Source organism: Microbacterium sp. NPDC012755 (assembly GCF_042901325.1).
Lineage (GTDB): Bacteria > Actinomycetota > Actinomycetes > Actinomycetales > Microbacteriaceae > Microbacterium > Microbacterium natoriense.
The window spans coordinates 2,904,315-2,923,566 of record NZ_JBIBCT010000001.1 but is presented as its reverse complement, the minus strand read 5'-3'; the positions used below and the strand labels follow the sequence as shown (position 1 = coordinate 2,923,566).

Below are 19,252 nucleotides of genomic sequence, written 5' to 3'. Positions count from 1 at the left end.
ATGTCTCCTGAAGCTGGCGGTTCGGCCCACAGTGGACTCCGCGACGAGGAGGGGCTCAGAACGAGGTCTCGTCGCGGCCGCTAAGAAGGAGCACGATCCGCATGACGTCAGATTACCACCGGTTCCGCGTGCTCCGGCACGGCGTGACACGCTGAGGAATCCGCACCACCGAGAGGCACCGCATGACCGTCGACACCGCCAGCTTCTTCACCCGAGCGCTGCACGCGGGGCGCGTTCGGGAGACGGCTTCATCGCGCGCGACGCCGATCTACCTCACGGCGGGCTTCGAGTTCGACGACTTCGACCACGCGGCCCATCACTTCGGCACCGGAGACGGATTCGGGTACACGCGCACCGGCAACCCGACGGTCCGCGCCGTCGAACGCCAGCTCGCGGCTCTCGAGTCTGGCGCGGACGCCGTCCTCGTGGCCAGCGGCCAGGCGGCCGTCGCCGTCGCCCTGCTCACGGTCGCAGGGGCCGGCGACCACATCGTCTCGTCCGCACACATCTACGAGGGGACCCGCGGGCTGCTCGTCGACAACCTCGCCCGTCTCGGCATCGAGACGACCTTCATCGACGACATCGGCGACCCCGATGCCTGGCGTGCCGCGATCCGCCCCACCACACGCGCGCTGTTCGCGGAGTCGATCGCGAACGCGCGCAACGACATCCTCGACATCGCCGCCATCGCCGCGATCGGCGACGAGCACGCCGTCCCGCTCATCGTCGACAACACCCTCGGCACGCCGTATCTGGTGCGGCCGCTCGAGCACGGGGCATCCATCGTGGTCCACTCCGCGTCGAAGTTCCTCGCCGGCCACGGCTCGGTGCTGGGCGGCGTGGTCGTCGACGACGGACGCTTCGACGCCGATCGCGCGGGTCACAACGCCCCGCACCTGGTGCTCCCCGGGCGCGGCGGACTGCCGAGCGTCGCCGCGCGACACGGCGGCCTCGCCCGCATCGCGTACGCGCGGGAGTCCGTGGCTCCGCGCTTCGGCGCATCGCCGTCGCCGCTCAACGCGTTCCTCATCGGGCAGGGAGCGGAGACGCTGGGGCTGCGCGTCGAGCGCCAGTCCAGGAACGCGCTCGACGTCGCCCGTTGGCTGGAGGCGCACGACGCGGTGGAGCGCGTGGACTACGCGGGGCTGGAGAGCCACCCCGACCATGCGCTCGCGCAACGGTACCTCGGCGGAGGCCACGGCTCGATCTTCACGTTCACTCTCCGCGGCGGTCTGGAAGCGGCGCGTGATGTCGTCGAGAGCGTGAGCGTGTTCACGCACATGACCCACATCGGCGACGTCCGCTCGCTCGTGCTGCATCCCGCGACCACGAGCCACGCGTACCGGACCCAGGAGGAACGCGACGCGCTCGGCATCCGACCGGGCACCCTCCGTGTGTCCATCGGCATCGAGGACGTCGACGATCTCATCGCCGATCTCTCGCGGGCACTCGCCACCGTCTGGGAGAAGGTCGCATGACGCGCCAACAGCACTTCGGCTGGTTCCTCGCCCGCGGCTTCGGCCCGCAGGGATGGGGATACCCGTCGCTCGACTGGGACTACGACTGGACCCGCCCCGACGTCTATCAGGAGGCCGCTCGCACCCTCGAGCAGGCCGGATTCGACCTGGTGATCATCGAGGACGCCCCGTCGCTCGGCTCCGCCGAGACGATCGACCTCCGTGTACGCCACGCCTTCGGCGGCCCCAAGCACGATCCGCTGCTCCTCGCGCCCTACATCTTCCAGGCGACCCGCCACCTCGGCGTCGTGCCGACGGTGAACCCGGCGGCCTATCTCCCCTACACGGCGGCGCGGCAGTTCGCGACCCTCCAACACCTCAGCGGTCACCGGCTGGGCCTCAACGTCGTCACCGACACCGGGAGCGCTCGGCACTTCTCCGCCGCACCGCAGCTCGGACACGACGAAGCCTACGACCGCGCCGAGGAGTGGCTCGACGGCATCCGCTCGCTCTGGCGCAGCTGGGACGACGGCGCTCTCCTCGCCGATCGCGCGAGCGACGTGTACGCCGACGGTTCCCGGCTGCGCGCCGTGCAACACCGTGGCGAGCACTTCGCCTTCGACGGACCGCTCAACGCGATCCCGTTCCCACACGGCGAGCCCGCGATCGTGTCGCCGGGCGGCTCAGGGCGAGGCCTCGGGTTCGCGGGCGCGAACTCCGATGTGCAGCTCGCGCTGGCGCCTCTGCATGAGGCTTCTGTGCGCGCCTACCGTGCGAAGATCCACGACGCCGCGATCGCCGCCGGCCGGACGCCCGAGGACATCAAGATCCTGTTCGCGATCCAGCCCGTGATCACCACGTCCGCCGAAGAGGCCGACCGCATCGTGGCGGCCTCAGCTCGACCGGACGACGCGGCACTCGTGCAGATCGCGCGCAAGCAGTCCAGCGATCTCGAGACCGACCTCACGGCGCTCGACCTCGACCGCCCTCTGGACGTCTCGATCTTCGGGGCGCATGTGTCGCGGGGCAGCATCCAGCGCCTGATCGGCGACCGCGGAGAGGACGCCCCGCTGCGCGCGCACCTGACCGCCCTGGCCAAGGCCGGTCGCATCTCCGACCGCACGGGATTCGTCGGCACCGCGGAGGAGTTCGCCGATCTCATCGAGGAGCTCGGCGAGTGGGGCAACGACGGCGTGCTGCTGTGGGGCGACTTCCACCCCGTGACGTTGCACCGCACACTCGATGAGCTGGTCCCTGTGCTGCGTCGCCGCGGCATCCTCCGCCGGGAGTACGTCGACGGCGGGCTGCAGGCGAACCTGCGCGCCTTCTGAGCGCGCAGGTCCGCGTCAGGACTACTCGCTGATCGAGGCCTTCTCCGCACGCTTCTCGCGCGCCGAGGCGATGAGGCTGGCGACGGTCGCACCGACCATCGAGACCAGGATCACCGTCAGCGACAGCCAGATGGGGATGTCGGGGGCCCACTCGATGTGCTGCCCGCCGTTGATGAACGGCAGCTCGTTCACGTGCATGGCGTGCAGCACGAGCTTGATGCCGATGAACCCGAGGATCACGGCGATGCCGTAGTGCAGGTAGCGCAGGCGGTCGAGCAGGTCGCCCAGCAGGAAGTAGAGCTGGCGCAATCCCATGAGAGCGAAGATGTTCGCCGTGAACACCAGGAAGCTGTTGTGCGTGATGCTGAAGATCGCGGGGATCGAGTCGATCGCGAACATGAGGTCGGTGACGCCGATCGCCACGAAGACGATGAGCATGGGCGTCCAGACCCGCTTGCCGTCGACGACGGTGCGGAGCTTGTTGCCGTCGTACTCGTCGCTGATGTCGACTCGACGACGCAGCAGACGCACGATGAAGTTCTCGCGCTGCACCTCTCCGTCGTGGTCGCCCTCGGGCATCGCCTGCCTGATCGCCGTCCAGATGAGGAACGCGCCGAAGATGTAGAACACCGGCGAGAAGTTCTCGATGATCGCGACGCCGAGGAGGATGAAGATGCCGCGCAGGACGAGCGCGATGATGATGCCGACCATCAGCACCATCTGCTGCAGTCGCCGTGGAACCGCGAACTGCGCCATGATCAGCACGAACACGAAGAGGTTGTCGATGGAAAGGCTGTACTCCAGCGCCCACCCGGTGAGGAACTCGCCAGCGTACTGACCGCCGGCGAACAGATAGAGCAGACCGGCGAAGATCAACGCCAGCGCGACGTAGAAGACCACCCAGAGCGTGGATTCCTTGGTCGACGGGATGTGCGGTCGGAATTTGGCGAGCAGCAGATCGCCGATGAGGATGAGCACGAGGACGACGAGGGCGCCTACCTCGAACCAGACGGGGATGTTCACGGGTGCGCAGCACCTTTCGGGGAGGGTCGGAAAAGAACCGAAAGTCTCTCCCCCGCACAGTGTGCGTCGCGCGCCCGGAGCAGCTCAGTCGATGCTCGTGATGACGTTACGCGCGGAATCGGGATACTCCCTCTCGCTTCTGCAATGCTAGCGGAGTTTTCTGAGACGATCGGAGCTCAGCCGACACTTTCCGGGTGAGAGACACCGAACGGAAGAACGATGCCCGTACAGACGAGTGATCAGAAGTGGGCGGCGAAGGCCGCTGGAGGCGACGAGAGCGCCTTCCGCGAGCTCTACCGCGCCTACATCCGCCCGGTCTACTGGATCGCCCACGGCATCCTCGGCTCCGCACCGGATGCAGAGGACGTGGCCCAGGAGACCTTCGTCGCCGCGTGGCGGAAGCTCCCCGGCTTCGAGCTGCAGGGACAGTCGATCCTGCCCTGGCTCGCGACGATCTGCCGCTTCCAGGCCGCGAACAGGCTGCGCCAGAAGCGACGGGACCAGGCCTACACCGCGGAGGCGATGGACGAGAACCTGCCTGCGACGGTCAGCGTCGAGGACCAGGTGATCACCTCGGCGCTCGCGGAGCGGATCGCGCAGGAGGTGGGCTCGCTGAGCGAGCTCGATCGCGAGATCTTCCGCCTGTGCGCCGCCGAGGGGTACGCCTACCAGGCCGCCGCAAAGGAGCTGGGCGTCAGTCACGCCGTGGTTCGGAACCGTCTCTCGCGAGTGCGCACCCGACTGCGCGGTGCCGTCAAGGAAGCGAGCGAGGCATGACCGACAACACCACCACCCCAGACCTCCCCGAGCTGTCGGATGCCGCGATCGCACGCATCGAGTCGGCCGTGTTCGACGAGATCGAGAGCGAGCGCGCCCCCAGGAGGACGCCCGCGGAGCGCTCCCGTGCGCGCCGTCGCGGCTGGCTCACCGGCGCCGGGGTCGCCGCGGCCTTCGCCGTCGGCGTCCTCGTGACACCGCCGATCCTCTCCGCCGTCGGCGGGTCGGCATCGAGCACGGCGGACGGCGCGATCTACTCCAACGGAGTGGCGTCGGACACCTCCGGCGGCTCGCAGGACAAGAGCACCGAGCTCGCCCCAGGGACCGCCCCTGACGGCGCCCTGCAGAGCGCCGATACCGGAACCGGTCGAGAGATCATCGCGACCGCCGACGCGACCGTTCAGGTGAAGGACATCGCGAAGGCCGCCGAGGGCATCGCCGCGCTCGCGGAGAAGCACGGCGGGTTCGTGGAGAGCACCCAGATCGGCAAGGGCGGAGGCGTCGTGTACGACACGACTCAGCCGGCCGCACCCGACGACGGCGGATACGGCTGGATCAGCATCCGCGTCCCCTCGGCCGACCTCACCGCGGTCATCGACGCCCTGTCGGAGTCGGGAGAGGTGCTGTCGACGTCGATCTCGAAGCAGGACGTCACGTCGACGGCCATCGACCTCCGCGCTCGCGTCGATGCGACCAAGACCTCCGTGCAGCGGCTCACCGAGCTGATGGCGCAGTCAGGGTCCGTGTCCGAGCTCATCGAGGCCGAGGTCGCTCTGACAGATCGTCAGGCGCAGCTCGAGTCCTACGAGCAGCAGCTCGCATCCCTCGAGGATCAGATCGCGATGTCGACGCTGCAGGTGCAGCTCACCCGCGCCTCCGCTCCGACGACGGCGGACCCCGCAGGGTTCGGCGACGGCCTCCTCGCCGGCTGGAACGGCCTCGTGGTCTCCCTGAACGCCCTCGTCATCGCGATCGGGTTCATCCTCCCCTGGCTCGGGATCGCCGCGATCGTCGTGCTGCTCGTGTGGCTGATCCGGCGTGTGCGCCGCTCGCGCCGAACGGCAGCATCGGACGCCACCGCCGACGAAGGCTGAGAAGCAGCATCCGAAGAAGCCGTTCCCGCACGGGCGGGAGCGGCTTCTTCGTTGTCTTTCCGGGGTATACAAGAAGTCTTGTGCGTCTGTGCATCCGCCTCTAGCGTTGCATCCCGTGGAAGACATCTCCGTGATCACCGCTGTGCATCACCCGCTGCGCCGGCGCATCTACGACTATCTACTGCTCTACGGGGCGTCTCAGGTCACGACGCTGGCCCGCACGCTCCACAGCCAGGTGGGCAGCATCAGCCACCACCTCCGGATGCTCGAGCGCGCAGGAGTCGTGGAACGCGCGGACGACCCGACCGGCGACAGGCGGACCAGCTGGTGGAAACTCGCGCGCAGAGGGTTGACGTGGTCGGCGGATGACTTCGCCGACTCCCCCGCCGACGCCCTCCTCGCTCGCGAAGCGCAGCGCCAGGGCATCCGCATGCAGATCGAACGCCTGCAGCGCTGGCACCGCAGGCACGGCGATCCCGCGGTGGCCGCCTACGACGGCTCGAACACCGAGACGACGGCGTGGGCCTCACCTGACGAGCTGCGCGATCTGAGCGCCAGGCTGCTCACGACGCTGCGGGAGTGGCAGGAGTCGATCGACCTCGACGACGGCCAGGAGCGCACGCCGATCTTCTTCTTCGCCCACGCGTTCCCCACGGAGCCCTGATGACCACGGCAGAGCCTCGCCAACTCGTCGAACCTCCCGAGTTCCGGCGCGACGCCCGTGTTCACGCCTGGATCGGCGTCAAAGCCCTCTCCGACGCCGGAGACGCGCTGTGGAGCATCGCCCTCGCGTGGACGGCCGTGCAGATCGCCTCTCCCGCCGTCGCGGGGCTCGTCGTCGCCGCGGGCACGGTGCCGCGCGCGCTCGTCCTGCTCTTCGGCGGCGTGCTCGCAGACAGGGCGAACGCGCGGAGAGTGATGATGCTGTTCAACGCGCTGCGCGTCGTCGTGCTGATCGCGGTCGCCCTGTGGGTCCTGGCGGAACCTCCCTCCATCGCCGTGCTGCTGTTCGCCGCCATCGCGTTCGGGGTGTGCGACGCCTTCTACGAGCCGTCGGCTGGCACCATCGCGCGGCAGCTCGTGCGGCCATCGGATCTGCCTGCGTACGGAGCCGTGGCGCAGACCGCCTCCCGCCTCGGCACGATGGCGGGCGCCGCGGCGGGCGGCGTGCTGGTGGCGTACGCCGGGCTCGGCGGGAGCGCGACGGCGAACGCGCTCACCTTCACACTCGTCGTCGCGTTCATCGCGATCTGGCTGCGGCCGCGCTTCGCCCTCGCTCGAGCGCCCAGGGAGTCGGCGCTGCGCGGCATCGCTCAGGGCTTCGCCCACCTGGGGCAGAACGCGACGACCCGCACCCTGGTGCTGGCGCTCTCCGGTCTGAATCTGGCCGTCGGCCCCGCCGTCGGCATCGGACTCGCTCTGCGCGCCCACGAGCAGCACTGGGGTGCGCAGGCGGTGGGACTCTTCGAGGCGCTCCTCGGACTCGGCGCCGCGCTCGGCGCGATCTCGGTGGCACGCTGGCGACCGCGCAGAGAGGCGCGGGGCGGGTTCTGGGCGCTCGTCGTGCAGGGCGCGGCGATCGTCGCCCTGGGCCTCGGTCCGCTGTGGTCGGTCGCCGCGGCCGCATTCGTGATCGGATGCACGGCGGGGTACGCCTCCGTCCTGCTCAGCGCGACGTTCTCGGCGACCGTCGACACGGCCTATCTCGGCCGCATGAGCTCGCTGACCCGGCTCGGCGACGACTGCCTGATGCCGCTCGCCATGGCCGTCTTCGGGCTGATCGCGTCGTCGTCGGCCCTGTGGCTGCCGTTCGCCCTGTTCGGCGGAGGGATGATGGCGCTGATGATCCTGCCGCTGCGCAATCCGCTGTTCCGTGCCCTGTCGCTCCGCCCCGCGGCGGCGTGAAGCGCCACGGCATCCCCGTCTCGCGACGACGCCCACCCGGACGGAGAAGGGACCGACGCAGGAGCACTCCCCCCCGGAGACGACGAAAGCCCTCGGAGAACCGAGGGCTTTCGTGTGTTGTGTGACCCCAGCGGGATTCGAACCCGCGTTACCGCCGTGAGAGGGCGGCGTACTAGGCCGCTATACGATGGGGCCGTCTTGCGGAGCGTTTCCGTCCCGCGACAACTGTTCAAGTATGCCACGACGATTCTCGCGTCGCCAAATCGGGGCCGCGCCGACCAGAATCCCGGGCGTGGCGCACGCTCGCGGATCCGGTTTGCCACCGACGCGGAACAGGAGTTGACTCATCCCATGCGCGTCACGAAGTACGAACATGCCACCCTCCGCATAGACGAGAACGGCGAGACCCTCCTGGTCGATCCGGGCTCGTTCACCGCTCCCCTCGACGACCTCGGCGATCTCGTCGCCGTGGTGCTCACCCACGAGCATCCAGACCATTGGACGCCCGAGCACCTCGATCGCATCCTGCGCGCCGCACCGGGAACGCCGATCTTCGCTCCCTCCGGCGTCGCACGAGCAGCGGACGGCTACGAGATCACCGAGGTGGCTCCAGGCGACACCGTCCAGGCAGGACAGTTCACGCTCAGGTTCTTCGGCGGACGGCACGAGGTGATCCACTCCTCCCTCCCCCTCGTCGAGAACGTCGGAGTCCTCGTGAACGACGACTTCTACTACCCCGGCGACTCCTACGCCGTCCCGGAGGGCGTCGAAGTGGGCACTCTGGCCGCGCCGCTGGGCGCGCCCTGGCTCAAGATCGGCGAGGCCATGGACTACGTCCTGGCCGTGAAGCCCCGTCGCGCGTTCGGCACCCACGACATGACCCTCTCGGTCGCGGGGAAGACCATGCACCGGCAGCGCCTGCAGTGGGCGACCGAGCAGAACGGCGGCGAGTTCTTCATGCTCGAGCCGGGCGAGTCCCTCGACCTGTGAGCGTCAGACGGCTTCTGCCGGCTCCGACGGCGCGGCTGCGATTCCGGGAGATGGCGCTCGACGATCTCGACGACATGGCGGCCTTGCTCGGAGACCCTGACGTCATGTCGTTCTACCCGGCGCCGAAGAGCCGTTCCGAGTCCCTCGACTGGATCGAGCGGATGCAGCTCGGGTACGCGGAGCACGGGCATGCGCTCTGGATCATCGAAACGCACGACGGCGCGTTCATCGGCGACTGCGGGATCACCTGGCAGTCATACAACTCGGTACCCGTCCGCGAGGTGGGCTATCACGTCCGCAGGGATCAGCAGCGAAAGGGATACGCGACGGAAGCCGCTCTCGCGTGCGTCGAGCTGTTCCGTCAGGAGTTCGCGCCAGGGGTGCTGACCGCGATCATCCATCCTGACAACGACGCGTCCCGCGGGGTCGCGGAGAACCTCGGCATGACGCACATCGCTGACGATCACGCCCACCCCTGGATCGTTCGCACGGTCATGGGGATGGACGTGTCGCCCGTCTAGCTCTGCGCCGCCCGTACCCGCAGGTCGCGGGCGAGGTGGTCCCTCTGCTCCACGACGATCCGGGTCAGCGCCGCCGGCGCGTCCTCGTTCTGTGCGAGCCAGGCGTCGACGAGGTCGAGGGACTCCGTCGCGGGGAACAGTCCGACCACGAGCCGCTGGGCGAGCTCGATGCTGCGGGTGCGCCATGCGTCGGCGATGCGGGAGAAGTACTCCTCGTCGAACTCCGCGATGAGGTCGCGGCGCCCACCGGCACGGAAACCGCCGATCGACGCATCGAGATGATCGTTGCTGAGAGTCAGATCGTTCCAGGCCGCATCCCAGGCGGCTGCGCGCACCGAGGCGCTCGGACGCGATGCCAGCGCACGTCGCGCCGCCGTACGGCCGCTCCCCGTGTCGTCGCGCTGCTCTTCGGCGGCGATGTCGGCGGCGGTGGCGTGACCCGTGGCCGCCAGTGCCGTGAGCAGCTGCCAGCGCAGGTCGGGATCGATCGTCAGGCCCTCCGGGGACTCGCCGTCCAGCATCGCGCGCACCTCGACGTGACGAGCGTCGTCCAGCACGGATGCCGTCGCGAGCGCTCGTGCCCATGAGAGCTGCGCGTCGCTTCCCACGTCGGCCGCGCTCATCGTGCTCCACGTGCACTCGGTCCATGCGCGCTGCTCCTCATCGCGACGCGCATCCGAGACGAAATGGCGGAGGGCGAACGCCGCGTTGGCGAGGATCCCGGCAAGGAGTCCGACGTTGGGCTCACCGGGGGCATGATCACGCACGATCGCCAGGTAGCGGGCGGCATCCAGTTCGCCGTCTCGCGTCGCATTCCACAGCGACGACCAGAGGAGCGCCCTCGCGAGGGGATCCTCCACGGAGGACAGCGAGGACGCGACGGTCGCGAGCGACTTCTCGTCGAGCCGTACCTTCGCATAGGTCAGGTCGTCGTCGTTCACGATGACGAGCTCCGCATCCGGCAGCTCGAAGGGCGTGCGCTCCTCGGCGATGTCGAGCGCCGTCTGCCCGATGCGCACCAGTCGGCCGTCGCTCCAGCCGTACGCCCCGACACGAAGGCGATGCGGGCGCGCATCGCTCTGCACGAGCACCCTGCGTCCGTCGGCGTCGCTCTCGAGGTGGAGCGTCGACACGCCGGACGTCTCCAGCCACGCGCGAGACCATCCCCTCATGTCACGCCCTGACACATCGCTCAGCTGCACGAGGAAGTCGTCGAGCGTCGTATTGCCGAAGGCGTTCGCGGCGAAGTACCTGCGCGCACCCTCGAAGAACGCGTCGTCACCGACGAAGGCGACCAGCTGCTTGAGCACCGCAGCGCCCTTGGCGTAGGTGATGCCGTCGAAGTTCAGCTTCGCCGCTTCCAGATCGGTGATGTCGGCCACGATCGGATGCGTGGTCGGCAGCTGGTCCTGCTGGTACGCCCACGCCTTGCGATTGGCGGCGAACTTCACCCAGGCGTCGCGGAACCGGGTGGCGGCGGCCGAGGCATGGGAGCCCATGTAATCGGCGAAGGACTCCTTGAGCCACAGGTCGTCCCACCACTTCATGGTGACGAGATCGCCGAACCACATGTGCGCCATCTCGTGGAGGATCGTGTTGGCGCGAGCCGCGCGCTGCGCATCCGTCGCGGCCCCGCGGGAGAGATACGACTCGGTGAAGGTGACGAGGCCGGGGTTCTCCATCGCGCCGAGGTTGTACTCGGGCACGAAGATCTGGTCGTACTTGCCCCAGGGGTACGGGTACGCGAACGCGTCGGTGAAGAAGTCGAGCCCCTGCCGCGTGATCTCGAGGATCTCGTCCGATTCGAGGTGCTGTGCGAGCGAGCGGCGCGCGAAGACCCCCAGCTCGATGCGCTGATCGTCGCGAGCCCATTCGCCGTCGACGCGCGCGTAAGGACCGGCGGCCACGGACGTGATGTAGCTGGAGATCGGAGGGGTCGGAGCGAACTCGACGCGCTGGACGCCGACGCCGACGTCGACCTTCGCCGGGGACTGATTCGACAGCACCTCCCACCCCGCTGGAGCGTCCACCACGAACGTGTAGGACGCCTTCATGTCGGGCTGCTCGAAGCACGCCATGACACGACGGGAATCGGCCGGCTCGTACTGCGTGTAGAGGTAGGTGTGCTGGTCGACGGGGTCGTGGAAACGATGCATCCCCTCCCCGGAGCGGCTGTAGGCGCCGACGGCGTCGACGATCACGACGTTCGTCGAGGAGAGACCACGCAGTCGGATGCGCGCGCCGTCGAAGTCGACGTCCGCCTCGCTGCCGTTGAGCTCGACACGATCGACGGACTCCCCGATGAAGTCCAGCCAGGTCTCCCCCGTCGTCGCCTCGAACTCGACGACCGTCCTCGTCGGGAATCCGGTGCGGGCGCGCTCCGGCGCTCCCGTGAGGTCGAGTTCGACGCGGATGCTGCGCACGGTGACCGCTGCGGATCGCGCTGCGGTCTCCTCGCGGGTGAGGTTGGCTGTGTCCATGCCTCCATCCTGTCATCTGACGCCGGAGGCTATTCCTCCCGCGATCGCGACGGCGGCGATGATGCCGACGATGATCCAGCCGGCGACCGCGAGGTAGCCCAGCACCAGTCCGGTGATCGCGAGACCGGCGCCGGCATCCCCGCGCTCGCGGATCTGACGGAGGGCGATGTGCCCGAGGATCACCGGGAGGATCGCGAATCCGCAGATGCCGAGGACGAGGGTCGCGATGGCGAGACCGTTGGTCGGTCGGGGCGCCGGGACGGCGGGGTGCAGGGGGGCGGCGGGCGGTACCGGCGCAGCAGGTGTGGTCATGCCTCCAGCGTACGAACGAGAGCACCGCTCGTGGTCGCGCCGCTGTCGCAGTCCTGTCGCGGTCCTGCGACAATCCCTCAGTTGCGGAATGCAACATACGAGCGTAGCGTTGCATAAGACAACAGGAGGTCGATATGGACAGCAGGAAGAACGACAGTGCGACGGTCCTGCGCAGCCTCGTCGCGATCTCCCGCCGCGGTCTGGTCGATGCGAGCTTCGGCGACGCCCCGCTCTCGATCACCGATCAGTCGATCGTGATGGCCATCGCCGAGCGCCCCGGCATCCGCTCGATCGACATCGCCAGGATGTTCCGTTTGAACCGCTCGACGGTGTCACGGCAGCTGGCCGGACTCATCGCGCTCGGTATCGTGCGCGACACCGCTCCTCCGTCCGGCCGAGGGCGCCCGCTCGAACTCACACCCGAGGGGATGGATGCGTATCGCGGCACCCTCGGAGCCCTCCAGCAGATCATCGACCAGCACCTCGCCCGCTGGACGGATGCCGAGGTGTCCCGCTTCGCGCACGACCTCGAGCGATTCGATCGAGGCGACGCCTGAACTCCGGCCGACACGGCCGCCCCAGAGACCCACGAGGTCGCAACAGAAGGAAGAGAAATGAAGAACATCACCGTTCTCGGCACCGGCGTGCTCGGATCGCAGATCGCGTTCCAGACCGCCTTCCACGGATTCGACGTCGTCGCCTACGACATCGATCAGCCTGCGCTCGACCGTGCGGCCGACCGGTTCCGCGGCCTCGCCGCCCGCTACACCGCCGACGGCGTCGCGGGAGCGGCCGACGGCGGCGCCGACGCGGCGATCAGCCGCATCCGGCTCTCCTCGGATCTCGCCGACGCGGCGCGTGACGCGGACCTGATCATCGAGGCCGTTCCCGAGAACCTGGAGCTCAAGCAGGGCATCTACCGCACCCTCGCCGAGACGGCCCCCGCGAAGACGATCTTCGCGACCAACTCCTCGACGCTGCTGCCCAGCGACATCGTGGACTCGACAGGACGCCCCGACCGGTTCCTCGCCCTCCACTTCGCCAATGAGATCTGGGCCCACAACACGGCGGAGGTCATGGGGACCCCCGCGACCGACCCCGCCGTGTACGCCGAGGTCGTCGAGTTCGCCGCGCAGATCGGCATGGTCCCGATCGAAATCAAGAAGGAGAAGGCGGGCTACCTGCTGAACTCGCTCCTGGTGCCGTTCCTGCAGGCGGGCGCGGAGCTGCTCGTCGACGGGATCGCCGAGCCCGCCGCGATCGACGCCACCTGGCGCATCGGGACAGGGGCTCCGAAGGGGCCGTTCGAGATCTACGACATCGTGGGCCTCACGACCGCGTACAACATCTCCCGAATGGGCGGAGAGAAGCAGCAGCGCTTCGCAGACCTGCTCAAGGAGCAGTACATCGACAAGGGCAAGCTGGGCATCGCCACCGGCGAGGGCTTCTACACGTACCCTCGCGAGAGCTGAATCGCGGCATCCATTCCCTCGGGCCGGTCGTCGCTTATCGTGCGACGACCGGCCCGACGCGCATCAGCCGAGGAGCCGGCGTATCGCCGTCTCGGGTGCCACCGACAGGTCGAGCGTCCTGCCGCGCGCGTACTCTCGGAACACCCTCGGGTCGATGTAGCTCCCCCGCGCCACCGCGACGGTGTTCCCGAGCGCTCCGGCCGTCGCCTGCACGGCGAGCCTCTCGGCCCGTCGTCGCTCCTGACGCGCGTCGAGCACCCCTATCCTCGCGAGAGCGTCCGCGGCGAGGATCGTGCCGTGGAGCGTGCGGAAGTCCTTCGCCGAGTACGCGGCGCCGGCGATCTCCCTCAGGTATCTGTTGATCTCGCCTGACGTGATCCTGACGCGTCGACGCCCCTTGCGATAGGCGAGCAGCGCCGAGCGAGGCGATCCGGCGGAGAACTCCGCGATCGCGTCCGCGAGGTCGGCGTCGTCGACCTCGATCGCCGCGATCCGACCGCTCTTCGCGGGGAAGCGGAGAGACACCCTCGCGCCGTCCACCCGCACGTCCTGCCGCTGCAGGGTGCTGAGCCCTCGGCTTCCGTGCGTTCTCAGATAGCGCTCCGACCCGATGCGCAGCGCTGCGTCGTCGAGCAGGCGGAACGCGACGGCAAGCGCACGCTCGCGAGTGAGACCCTCGGCCCGCAGAGCCCCGGTCGCGCGCCGTCTCGCGAGCGGCAGCGCCTCGGCCAGCATCAGCGCGCGGGAGAACTTGCGACGATCACGGCGGGTGCGCCACAGCGGGTGGTAGAGATACTGCCGCCGTCCCGCATCGTCGACGCCCACCGCCTGGATGTGGGCGTGCGCATCGGCGGCGATCCAGACGTCCGTCCAGGCCGGCGGGATCACGAGCTCGCGGATGCGTGTGCGATCCTCATCCCCCGCTGCCTCGCCCTGCGCGTCGAGATAGCGGAACCCGCGCCCCGCGCGCACTCTGCGGAACCCGGGGTCCTCTCCGGGCACGACCCGCACCAGCGTGACCATGCGCACTCCCTCCGCCCGAGCTCCTCCGCCGACCTTGCCCCGTCTTCCCGGGCGCCGAGAAGGGCGTGGCGCACACGGAGAGGTTGTGCTAAGTGCCGCGCTTCTCGGGTGCGGCGAAGACCGCGCGCATGTGATCGCTCGTGAGGAAGTCGGCGATGCCGATCATGATCAGACTGAACACGATCTGCTCGGTCACCATCCACAGCGGGTACAGGCCGGGGATCGCCGCCAGCACCAGGGTGATCACGGGGAAGATCTGGGCGAACAGCCTCAGGCGCTGGTACGCCCAACGCCATCCGAGCGACGCCCGCCATGCGAAGTAGAACAGGGTCGCCGTCATCGCGAGCACGACCAGCGTGCGCATCCACACCGAGAACGGCACGGGCTCGCCCTGCGTCGCGAGGATCAGTGCCACGACCACGGCCCCCACCCCGAGTACCAGCTCGACGACGAGCAGCCAGATGATCCAGGTGAACGCGCGTCGCGTCCGAGGGTGCGTCCGGTCCCCCTCGTCGATCGCGTAGCCGGCCTGACGCCCGCCCGCGATGCGGTCCAGGCGGAGGAAGAGGGATTCGAGAGGCATACGCGAAGCCTATTCCGGGCCGACCTCTCCCTCATCGTCCGAACGATGGAGATCAGCGGATGCCGGAGCACGGCACCTCGTTCAGACGGTTCATCGGACCTCCCCTGGGCCGCCATCGGCTGCGGTGCTAGTTTGTGCGGATGACCGACGTCGCCCTCATCACCGGAACCTCCTCAGGCATGGGCCTGTTCACCGCCGTCGAACTCGCGAAACGAGGGCTGCAGGTCGTCGCGACCCTGCGCGACACCGGACGATCGGATCGTCTTCGCGCCGCTGCAGCCGCCGCGGGTGTCGACCTCGACATCCGCGCACTCGACGTCGTCGACCATGCCGCCGCCGCAGAGCTCGTCGACGCCGTGACGCGCGACCACGGGCACATCGACCTGCTCATCAACAACGCAGGCCAGGGCAACGTCGGCACCGCGGAGCTGTTGCCCATGTCGCAGATCCGCTCCCAGCTCGAGGTCAACTACCTGGCGCCGGTCAACCTCACCAAGCTGGTGCTCCCCGGCATGCGCGAGCGAGGTCGAGGGAGGATCCTCACGGTGACGAGCGTCGGGGGCGCCGTAGGGCAGCCGTTCGCCGACGCCTACTGCGGCGCGAAGTTCGCGGTCGAGGGCTTCATGCAGTCTCTCGCGGTGGTCGCCGAGCGGTTCGGCGTGCAGGTCGGGGTCATCGAGCCGGCGGCGGTCGCGAGCGAGTTCGTCACGAATGTGGAACGGCCTTCGGATGCGGGCCCGTACACTCCGCTGCTCGCCGCGTACATCGCGCGCTCCACGGGTGCGTTCGCCAACGCGCAGTCCGCGGAGAGCGCCGCGGTCGCGATCGCCGACGCGGCGACCGCGCAGGACTTCCGGTTCCGCACCCAGACCTCACCCGGTGCGACCGCCTTCGTGAGCACCTCGCTGGCGGATGCCGACGGCGAACGCGTCCTCGGTTTCACTCGACCCTGGATCGTCTGATCACCGTTACGCGTCGACGGTCACGCCGTTCGCCGCCTGCGGAACGACCCGCTCGAGCGCGAGCGCGAGGAGGCAGACGATCAACGCGCCGGCGACCATCACGCCGATGAACCAGCCGCCCAGCCCCTCCCCGAGCATGACCCCGGCGACGAGAGGCCCCGTGATCGCGCCGCCCTGGAACGCCGCCGCGTTGATCGCGTTGTAACGTCCGCGCGTCCTGTCACTGGCGAGGTCGTTGTAGATCGCGGGGACGGTCGGCTGCAGCATGGTCTCGCCGAACGCGAAGACCCCCATGTACGCGATCACGCCGATCGCCGCCGCGAGCGTACCGGGGAGGAAGCCCGTTGCGCCGAGGATGATCCAGGACGCCGCCCAGATCAGCGCCATCACCTGCATCACGCGGGTGCGTCGCCTGCCGTTGATGAGCTTGAGCACCGCGAACTGCAGCAGCACGATCACCGCCGTGTTGACGGCGAACGCGAAGCCCACGACCTGCGTGGAGACACCGGAGACCTGCCGCGCGAAGGCCGGGAATCCCGCCTCCATCTGGCCGTAGCCGATGAACACGGAGATGAACGTCAGAAGCGTCAGCCAGAGCACGGCCGGACGCCGCAGTATCTCGCGATACCCGCCGGACTTCGCCTCGCCGTCGGACTCCTCCGAGTGGGTGCGGACGTTGCGCAGCGGGCCCAGCAGCAGGCCGAGCGGGATGAGGCATGACAGCGCGTCGACGAGGAAGATCGCGGTGAACGTGCCCGGGTCGTCGACGTTCACGAAGAAACCGCCGATCACGCCGCCGACCCCGATCCCGAGGTTGACGAGGGCGAAGTTGACGCCGAAGTACTGCTGGCGCACCTCCCCGTCGACGACGGCTGCGATGAGGGCGTTGAATCCGGGCCACGAGACGCCGAAGTTCACACCGATCAGCATGACCGCGATCGTCGCGACCGCAGGGTGGGTGGCGAAGGCGAGCAGCACGCAGCCGGCGATCATGGCGAGAAGCCCGACGATCAGGACGCGTTTCGCCCCGATGCGGTCGATCAGCGTGCCTCCCGGCCCCGTCACGACGAGACCGGTGATGGCGATGAGACTCATCAGCGCGCCGGAGAAGCCGAGGTCGAACCCGCGCACCTCGTGCAGATAGATGATCGTGAACGGCAGCGTGAGCCCACGTCCGAGCGTCTGGATCGCGACGGTGGACAGCAGCCACCGCCCCTCGATGGGCAGGGCGTTCCAGAAGCTTCTCATTCCGACCACCCGTGCATTCTTCCGGATGCCGGGGACATTCTCGGACCACGCCGGATTGTCCACGCCGTCCCCTGTCTGAGATCATCCTGAGTATGGCCATGTCTTTCGAGGATTTCCGCGCATCACTCCTGAACGCCGATCAGCGGGCAGCGCTGGGGATCCAGCTGTCGGACGCCGACGCCCAGCTCGTCGTCGCCGATCCGGCATCCGCGCAGAACTGGTACGGATACTGGCTCTCCACGCTCCCGCAGACCCCGCCCCCGCCTGTCGCGCCCGCGCCGGCTCCGCAGCCGACGCCCGCCCCGGAGACGACGCAGCAGCCTGCGCCGTCGCCCGAGCCGCAGCATGCCGCCACGTTGCCGTACGAGGCGACCCCTGCGCCCTTCCCCGGCGACGTCCAGCAGACTCTCCCGATCCACGACACCGCGGTCCACGATCCGCAGCAGCCGACCGCCTACGCCGCGGCGTCTCCGTACCCCGGCTACGCTGCATCGCCCGCGGAAGCCCCTGCGAAGAAGTCGCGCGTCGGGCTCTGGGTCACGCTCTCGATCCTGTTCGCACTGATCCTGATCGCCGTGGTCGTGGTGGTCTTCGCGCTCGTGACCGCGCGGCACTGGGTCAAGACCGACGTGGCGGCGCAGCCCGAGACGTTCCACAGCGAGGAGTACAAGACCGGAAGCTACGACGTCACGATGGACACGGTGGACCCCTGCTGGGTCGACCAGGACTGGACCGACTGCATCAACGCGATGGCGGCGCAGTACGACGCCAACTGCGCGGGCGTCACCCTGACCGACACCGCGACCTCTCTCTGCAGTGACTACCTCGCCGAGATCGATCGCATGAGGGCCGAGGACACGGGAGACTTCATCGTGGCGACGCTCGGCGGCTGGGGCAGCCTCCACCGTACCGAGGAGGTCTCGACCAGGCAGGTGTCGAACAACGACGACAAGCCGGCCGTGACGCACAAGGCCGTCTGCTACCTGGGCTTCCTCGGAGAGTGCAAGTAGCGCCTACACGCGTGCGATGTCCGCTGCGCCGCGTATCGACTGCGCGGCGACCTGATCGAACGCGTCGATGGAGTGCTCCGCACGCGCCATCGCCACAGCGCCCTCCGTGGAGGCCAGCAGCTGAGCGGCGAACGCGTTCGCCGCTCCCGCTTCGGCCCCGCCGTCGACGAGGAGACGCGCGAGCACGGCCCGCCACTCCCTGAAGAGGTCTCCGGTCTTCGACCTCAGCGCGCCCTGACCGGCGGATGTGGCGACCGCGAGAAGGGAGCACCCGACCGCGAAGTCCGTGAGCAGGAGCCCCTGCCTCCATCCGTCCACGAAGCTCCTCACGACTTCCTCCGGAGGCTGTCCCGACAGCGCCTCCAGCCGGTCGAACGTGCGCGCGATCTGGACGTCGAGGGCAGCTGCGACGAGTTCATCCTTGCCGCCGGGGAAGTGATGATAGATCGAACCTCTGGGCGCACCCGACCGTGCCAGCACCTCGCTGAACGACGTGGAGCGGTAGCCGTCTTCGGCGAGCAGCCGAATCGCGGCATCGATCATCGCCTCTCTCGCATCGGACGCCACGGGTCACGCTCCCCCGAGCTTCGCGATCTCCGCACGCGCCGCACCCACCAGTTCGTCATTCGTGTGCGCGTGGCCCCAGAGGCCCCAGCCGCCCTCGGCAGCTTCCGTGAGCAGGACCCACGTCCTGTCGACGAGGGTCGGATCTCCCGCCGCCTTCGCGACCGCCTCGGTCAACTGCTCCACGACGACGATCTGCTTGGCTCGATCGAGCGCTCCGGCGTTCGTGAGCACCTGGATGCGGACGTGGTCGTGATCTCCGTCGACGTTGCGGATCGCCCCTGACGGGAGTTCGTGCACGAACGCGGCGGTGTTCTTGCGGAACATCGGAATGTCCGGCACCTGCTCCACACCCATGACGATCTCGGCGAGCCGACGCGCCACGACCTGCGGCTCGGCGAGAAGACCCTCGGTCACGTACAGATCGATCATCGGCATGTCGTCCTCCTGAAGAATATGATGCCCGTCATACTATGACGTACGTCATAAACGCGTCAAGC

Annotated in this window: 20 protein-coding genes and 1 tRNA gene; 12 read left to right on the top strand and 9 right to left on the bottom strand. The window is 68.6% G+C overall.

Annotated features, from left to right (window positions below; genetic code table 11):
- Positions 1 to 182 precede the first annotated feature (182 nt).
- Both ACFY5A_RS13600 and ACFY5A_RS13595 read left to right on the top strand, forming a co-directional pair.
- Complete coding sequence (locus ACFY5A_RS13600; protein ID WP_387234768.1) at positions 183 to 1,478, top strand: O-acetylhomoserine aminocarboxypropyltransferase/cysteine synthase family protein; 1,296 nt, start codon at positions 183 to 185, stop codon at positions 1,476 to 1,478.
- Positions 1,475 to 2,788 carry an LLM class flavin-dependent oxidoreductase gene (locus ACFY5A_RS13595; RefSeq protein ID WP_223586503.1) on the top strand — a complete coding sequence of 438 codons (1,314 nt, stop codon included), beginning with the start codon at positions 1,475 to 1,477 and terminating at the stop codon, positions 2,786 to 2,788. Before ACFY5A_RS13600 ends, ACFY5A_RS13595 begins: the two co-directional genes overlap by 4 nt.
- 21 nt (positions 2,789 to 2,809) lie before the next feature.
- Here the strand turns inward: ACFY5A_RS13595 and ACFY5A_RS13590 are convergent, their stop codons facing one another.
- Positions 2,810 to 3,811, bottom strand: a complete 1,002-nt coding sequence (locus ACFY5A_RS13590) for a TerC family protein (protein WP_341942276.1) — start codon at positions 3,809 to 3,811, stop codon at positions 2,810 to 2,812.
- Positions 3,812 to 4,030: 219 nt separating this feature from the next.
- Between ACFY5A_RS13590 and ACFY5A_RS13585 the strand changes: the two genes are divergently transcribed.
- The 4 genes from ACFY5A_RS13585 to ACFY5A_RS13570 all read left to right on the top strand — a co-directional run bounded on the left by ACFY5A_RS13585 (position 4,031) and on the right by ACFY5A_RS13570 (position 7,587).
- On the top strand, positions 4,031 to 4,588 hold the full coding sequence (locus ACFY5A_RS13585) for an RNA polymerase sigma factor (protein ID WP_341942277.1): 558 nt from the start codon (positions 4,031 to 4,033) through the stop codon (positions 4,586 to 4,588).
- A complete protein-coding gene (locus tag ACFY5A_RS13580; protein ID WP_387234764.1) occupies positions 4,585 to 5,682 on the top strand; it encodes a DUF4349 domain-containing protein in 1,098 nt (365 codons plus the stop codon). Before ACFY5A_RS13585 ends, ACFY5A_RS13580 begins: the two co-directional genes overlap by 4 nt.
- A 115-nt stretch (positions 5,683 to 5,797) precedes the next feature.
- Complete coding sequence (locus ACFY5A_RS13575) at positions 5,798 to 6,346, top strand: helix-turn-helix domain-containing protein (protein ID WP_341942279.1); 549 nt, start codon at positions 5,798 to 5,800, stop codon at positions 6,344 to 6,346.
- Positions 6,346 to 7,587, top strand: coding sequence for an MFS transporter (locus ACFY5A_RS13570; RefSeq protein ID WP_341942280.1), 1,242 nt, complete (start codon positions 6,346 to 6,348; stop codon positions 7,585 to 7,587). Before ACFY5A_RS13575 ends, ACFY5A_RS13570 begins: the two co-directional genes overlap by 1 nt.
- 122 nt (positions 7,588 to 7,709) lie before the next feature.
- On the opposite strand, the gene ACFY5A_RS13565 is transcribed toward ACFY5A_RS13570, so the two are convergent.
- A tRNA-Glu gene (locus ACFY5A_RS13565) sits at positions 7,710 to 7,782 on the bottom strand.
- A gap of 156 nt (positions 7,783 to 7,938) precedes the next feature.
- Here ACFY5A_RS13565 and ACFY5A_RS13560 point away from each other — a divergent pair.
- Entirely contained in the window at positions 7,939 to 8,577 is a 639-nt protein-coding gene (locus ACFY5A_RS13560; RefSeq protein WP_387234760.1) for an MBL fold metallo-hydrolase, read from the top strand.
- Positions 8,574 to 9,098: a GNAT family N-acetyltransferase gene (locus tag ACFY5A_RS13555; protein ID WP_387234757.1), complete on the top strand. Its 525-nt coding sequence runs from the start codon at positions 8,574 to 8,576 to the stop codon at positions 9,096 to 9,098. Before ACFY5A_RS13560 ends, ACFY5A_RS13555 begins: the two co-directional genes overlap by 4 nt.
- Here ACFY5A_RS13555 and pepN read toward each other — a convergent pair.
- On the bottom strand, positions 9,095 to 11,578 hold the full coding sequence (gene pepN, locus ACFY5A_RS13550) for an aminopeptidase N (protein WP_387234754.1): 2,484 nt from the start codon (positions 11,576 to 11,578) through the stop codon (positions 9,095 to 9,097). The genes ACFY5A_RS13555 and pepN overlap by 4 nt on opposite strands.
- Before the next feature lie 12 nt (positions 11,579 to 11,590).
- Complete coding sequence (locus ACFY5A_RS13545; RefSeq protein ID WP_341942284.1) at positions 11,591 to 11,890, bottom strand: DUF4190 domain-containing protein; 300 nt, start codon at positions 11,888 to 11,890, stop codon at positions 11,591 to 11,593.
- 134 nt (positions 11,891 to 12,024) lie between these two features.
- Here ACFY5A_RS13545 and ACFY5A_RS13540 point away from each other — a divergent pair, with 134 nt between their 5' ends.
- Both ACFY5A_RS13540 and ACFY5A_RS13535 read left to right on the top strand, forming a co-directional pair.
- On the top strand, positions 12,025 to 12,447 hold the full coding sequence (locus ACFY5A_RS13540) for a MarR family winged helix-turn-helix transcriptional regulator (RefSeq protein ID WP_105673308.1): 423 nt from the start codon (positions 12,025 to 12,027) through the stop codon (positions 12,445 to 12,447).
- Positions 12,448 to 12,504: 57 nt separating this feature from the next.
- Positions 12,505 to 13,362, top strand: coding sequence for a 3-hydroxyacyl-CoA dehydrogenase (locus ACFY5A_RS13535; protein WP_387234750.1), 858 nt, complete (start codon positions 12,505 to 12,507; stop codon positions 13,360 to 13,362).
- Positions 13,363 to 13,425: 63 nt separating this feature from the next.
- On the opposite strand, the gene ACFY5A_RS13530 is transcribed toward ACFY5A_RS13535, so the two are convergent.
- The gene (locus ACFY5A_RS13530) at positions 13,426 to 14,385 is read right to left on the bottom strand and encodes a DNA topoisomerase IB (RefSeq protein WP_387234747.1); all 960 of its coding nucleotides are present in this window, start codon (positions 14,383 to 14,385) and stop codon (positions 13,426 to 13,428) included.
- 88 nt (positions 14,386 to 14,473) lie between these two features.
- Entirely contained in the window at positions 14,474 to 14,968 is a 495-nt protein-coding gene (locus ACFY5A_RS13525; protein ID WP_387234744.1) for a hypothetical protein, read from the bottom strand.
- Positions 14,969 to 15,108: 140 nt separating this feature from the next.
- Between ACFY5A_RS13525 and ACFY5A_RS13520 the strand changes: the two genes are divergently transcribed.
- Complete coding sequence (locus ACFY5A_RS13520; protein WP_341942288.1) at positions 15,109 to 15,930, top strand: SDR family NAD(P)-dependent oxidoreductase; 822 nt, start codon at positions 15,109 to 15,111, stop codon at positions 15,928 to 15,930.
- A gap of 6 nt (positions 15,931 to 15,936) precedes the next feature.
- On the opposite strand, the gene ACFY5A_RS13515 is transcribed toward ACFY5A_RS13520, so the two are convergent.
- Positions 15,937 to 17,178 carry an MFS transporter gene (locus tag ACFY5A_RS13515; RefSeq protein WP_387235944.1) on the bottom strand — a complete coding sequence of 414 codons (1,242 nt, stop codon included), beginning with the start codon at positions 17,176 to 17,178 and terminating at the stop codon, positions 15,937 to 15,939.
- Between the two features lie 98 nt (positions 17,179 to 17,276).
- Here ACFY5A_RS13515 and ACFY5A_RS13510 point away from each other — a divergent pair, with 98 nt between their 5' ends.
- Complete coding sequence (locus tag ACFY5A_RS13510) at positions 17,277 to 18,188, top strand: hypothetical protein (RefSeq protein WP_387234741.1); 912 nt, start codon at positions 17,277 to 17,279, stop codon at positions 18,186 to 18,188.
- A gap of 3 nt (positions 18,189 to 18,191) precedes the next feature.
- Here ACFY5A_RS13510 and ACFY5A_RS13505 read toward each other — a convergent pair whose 3' ends face one another.
- The gene (locus tag ACFY5A_RS13505) at positions 18,192 to 18,755 is read right to left on the bottom strand and encodes a TetR/AcrR family transcriptional regulator (protein ID WP_387234738.1); all 564 of its coding nucleotides are present in this window, start codon (positions 18,753 to 18,755) and stop codon (positions 18,192 to 18,194) included.
- Between the two features lie 3 nt (positions 18,756 to 18,758).
- On the bottom strand, positions 18,759 to 19,190 hold the full coding sequence (locus ACFY5A_RS13500) for a hypothetical protein (RefSeq protein WP_387234735.1): 432 nt from the start codon (positions 19,188 to 19,190) through the stop codon (positions 18,759 to 18,761).
- Positions 19,191 to 19,252 lie beyond the last annotated feature (62 nt).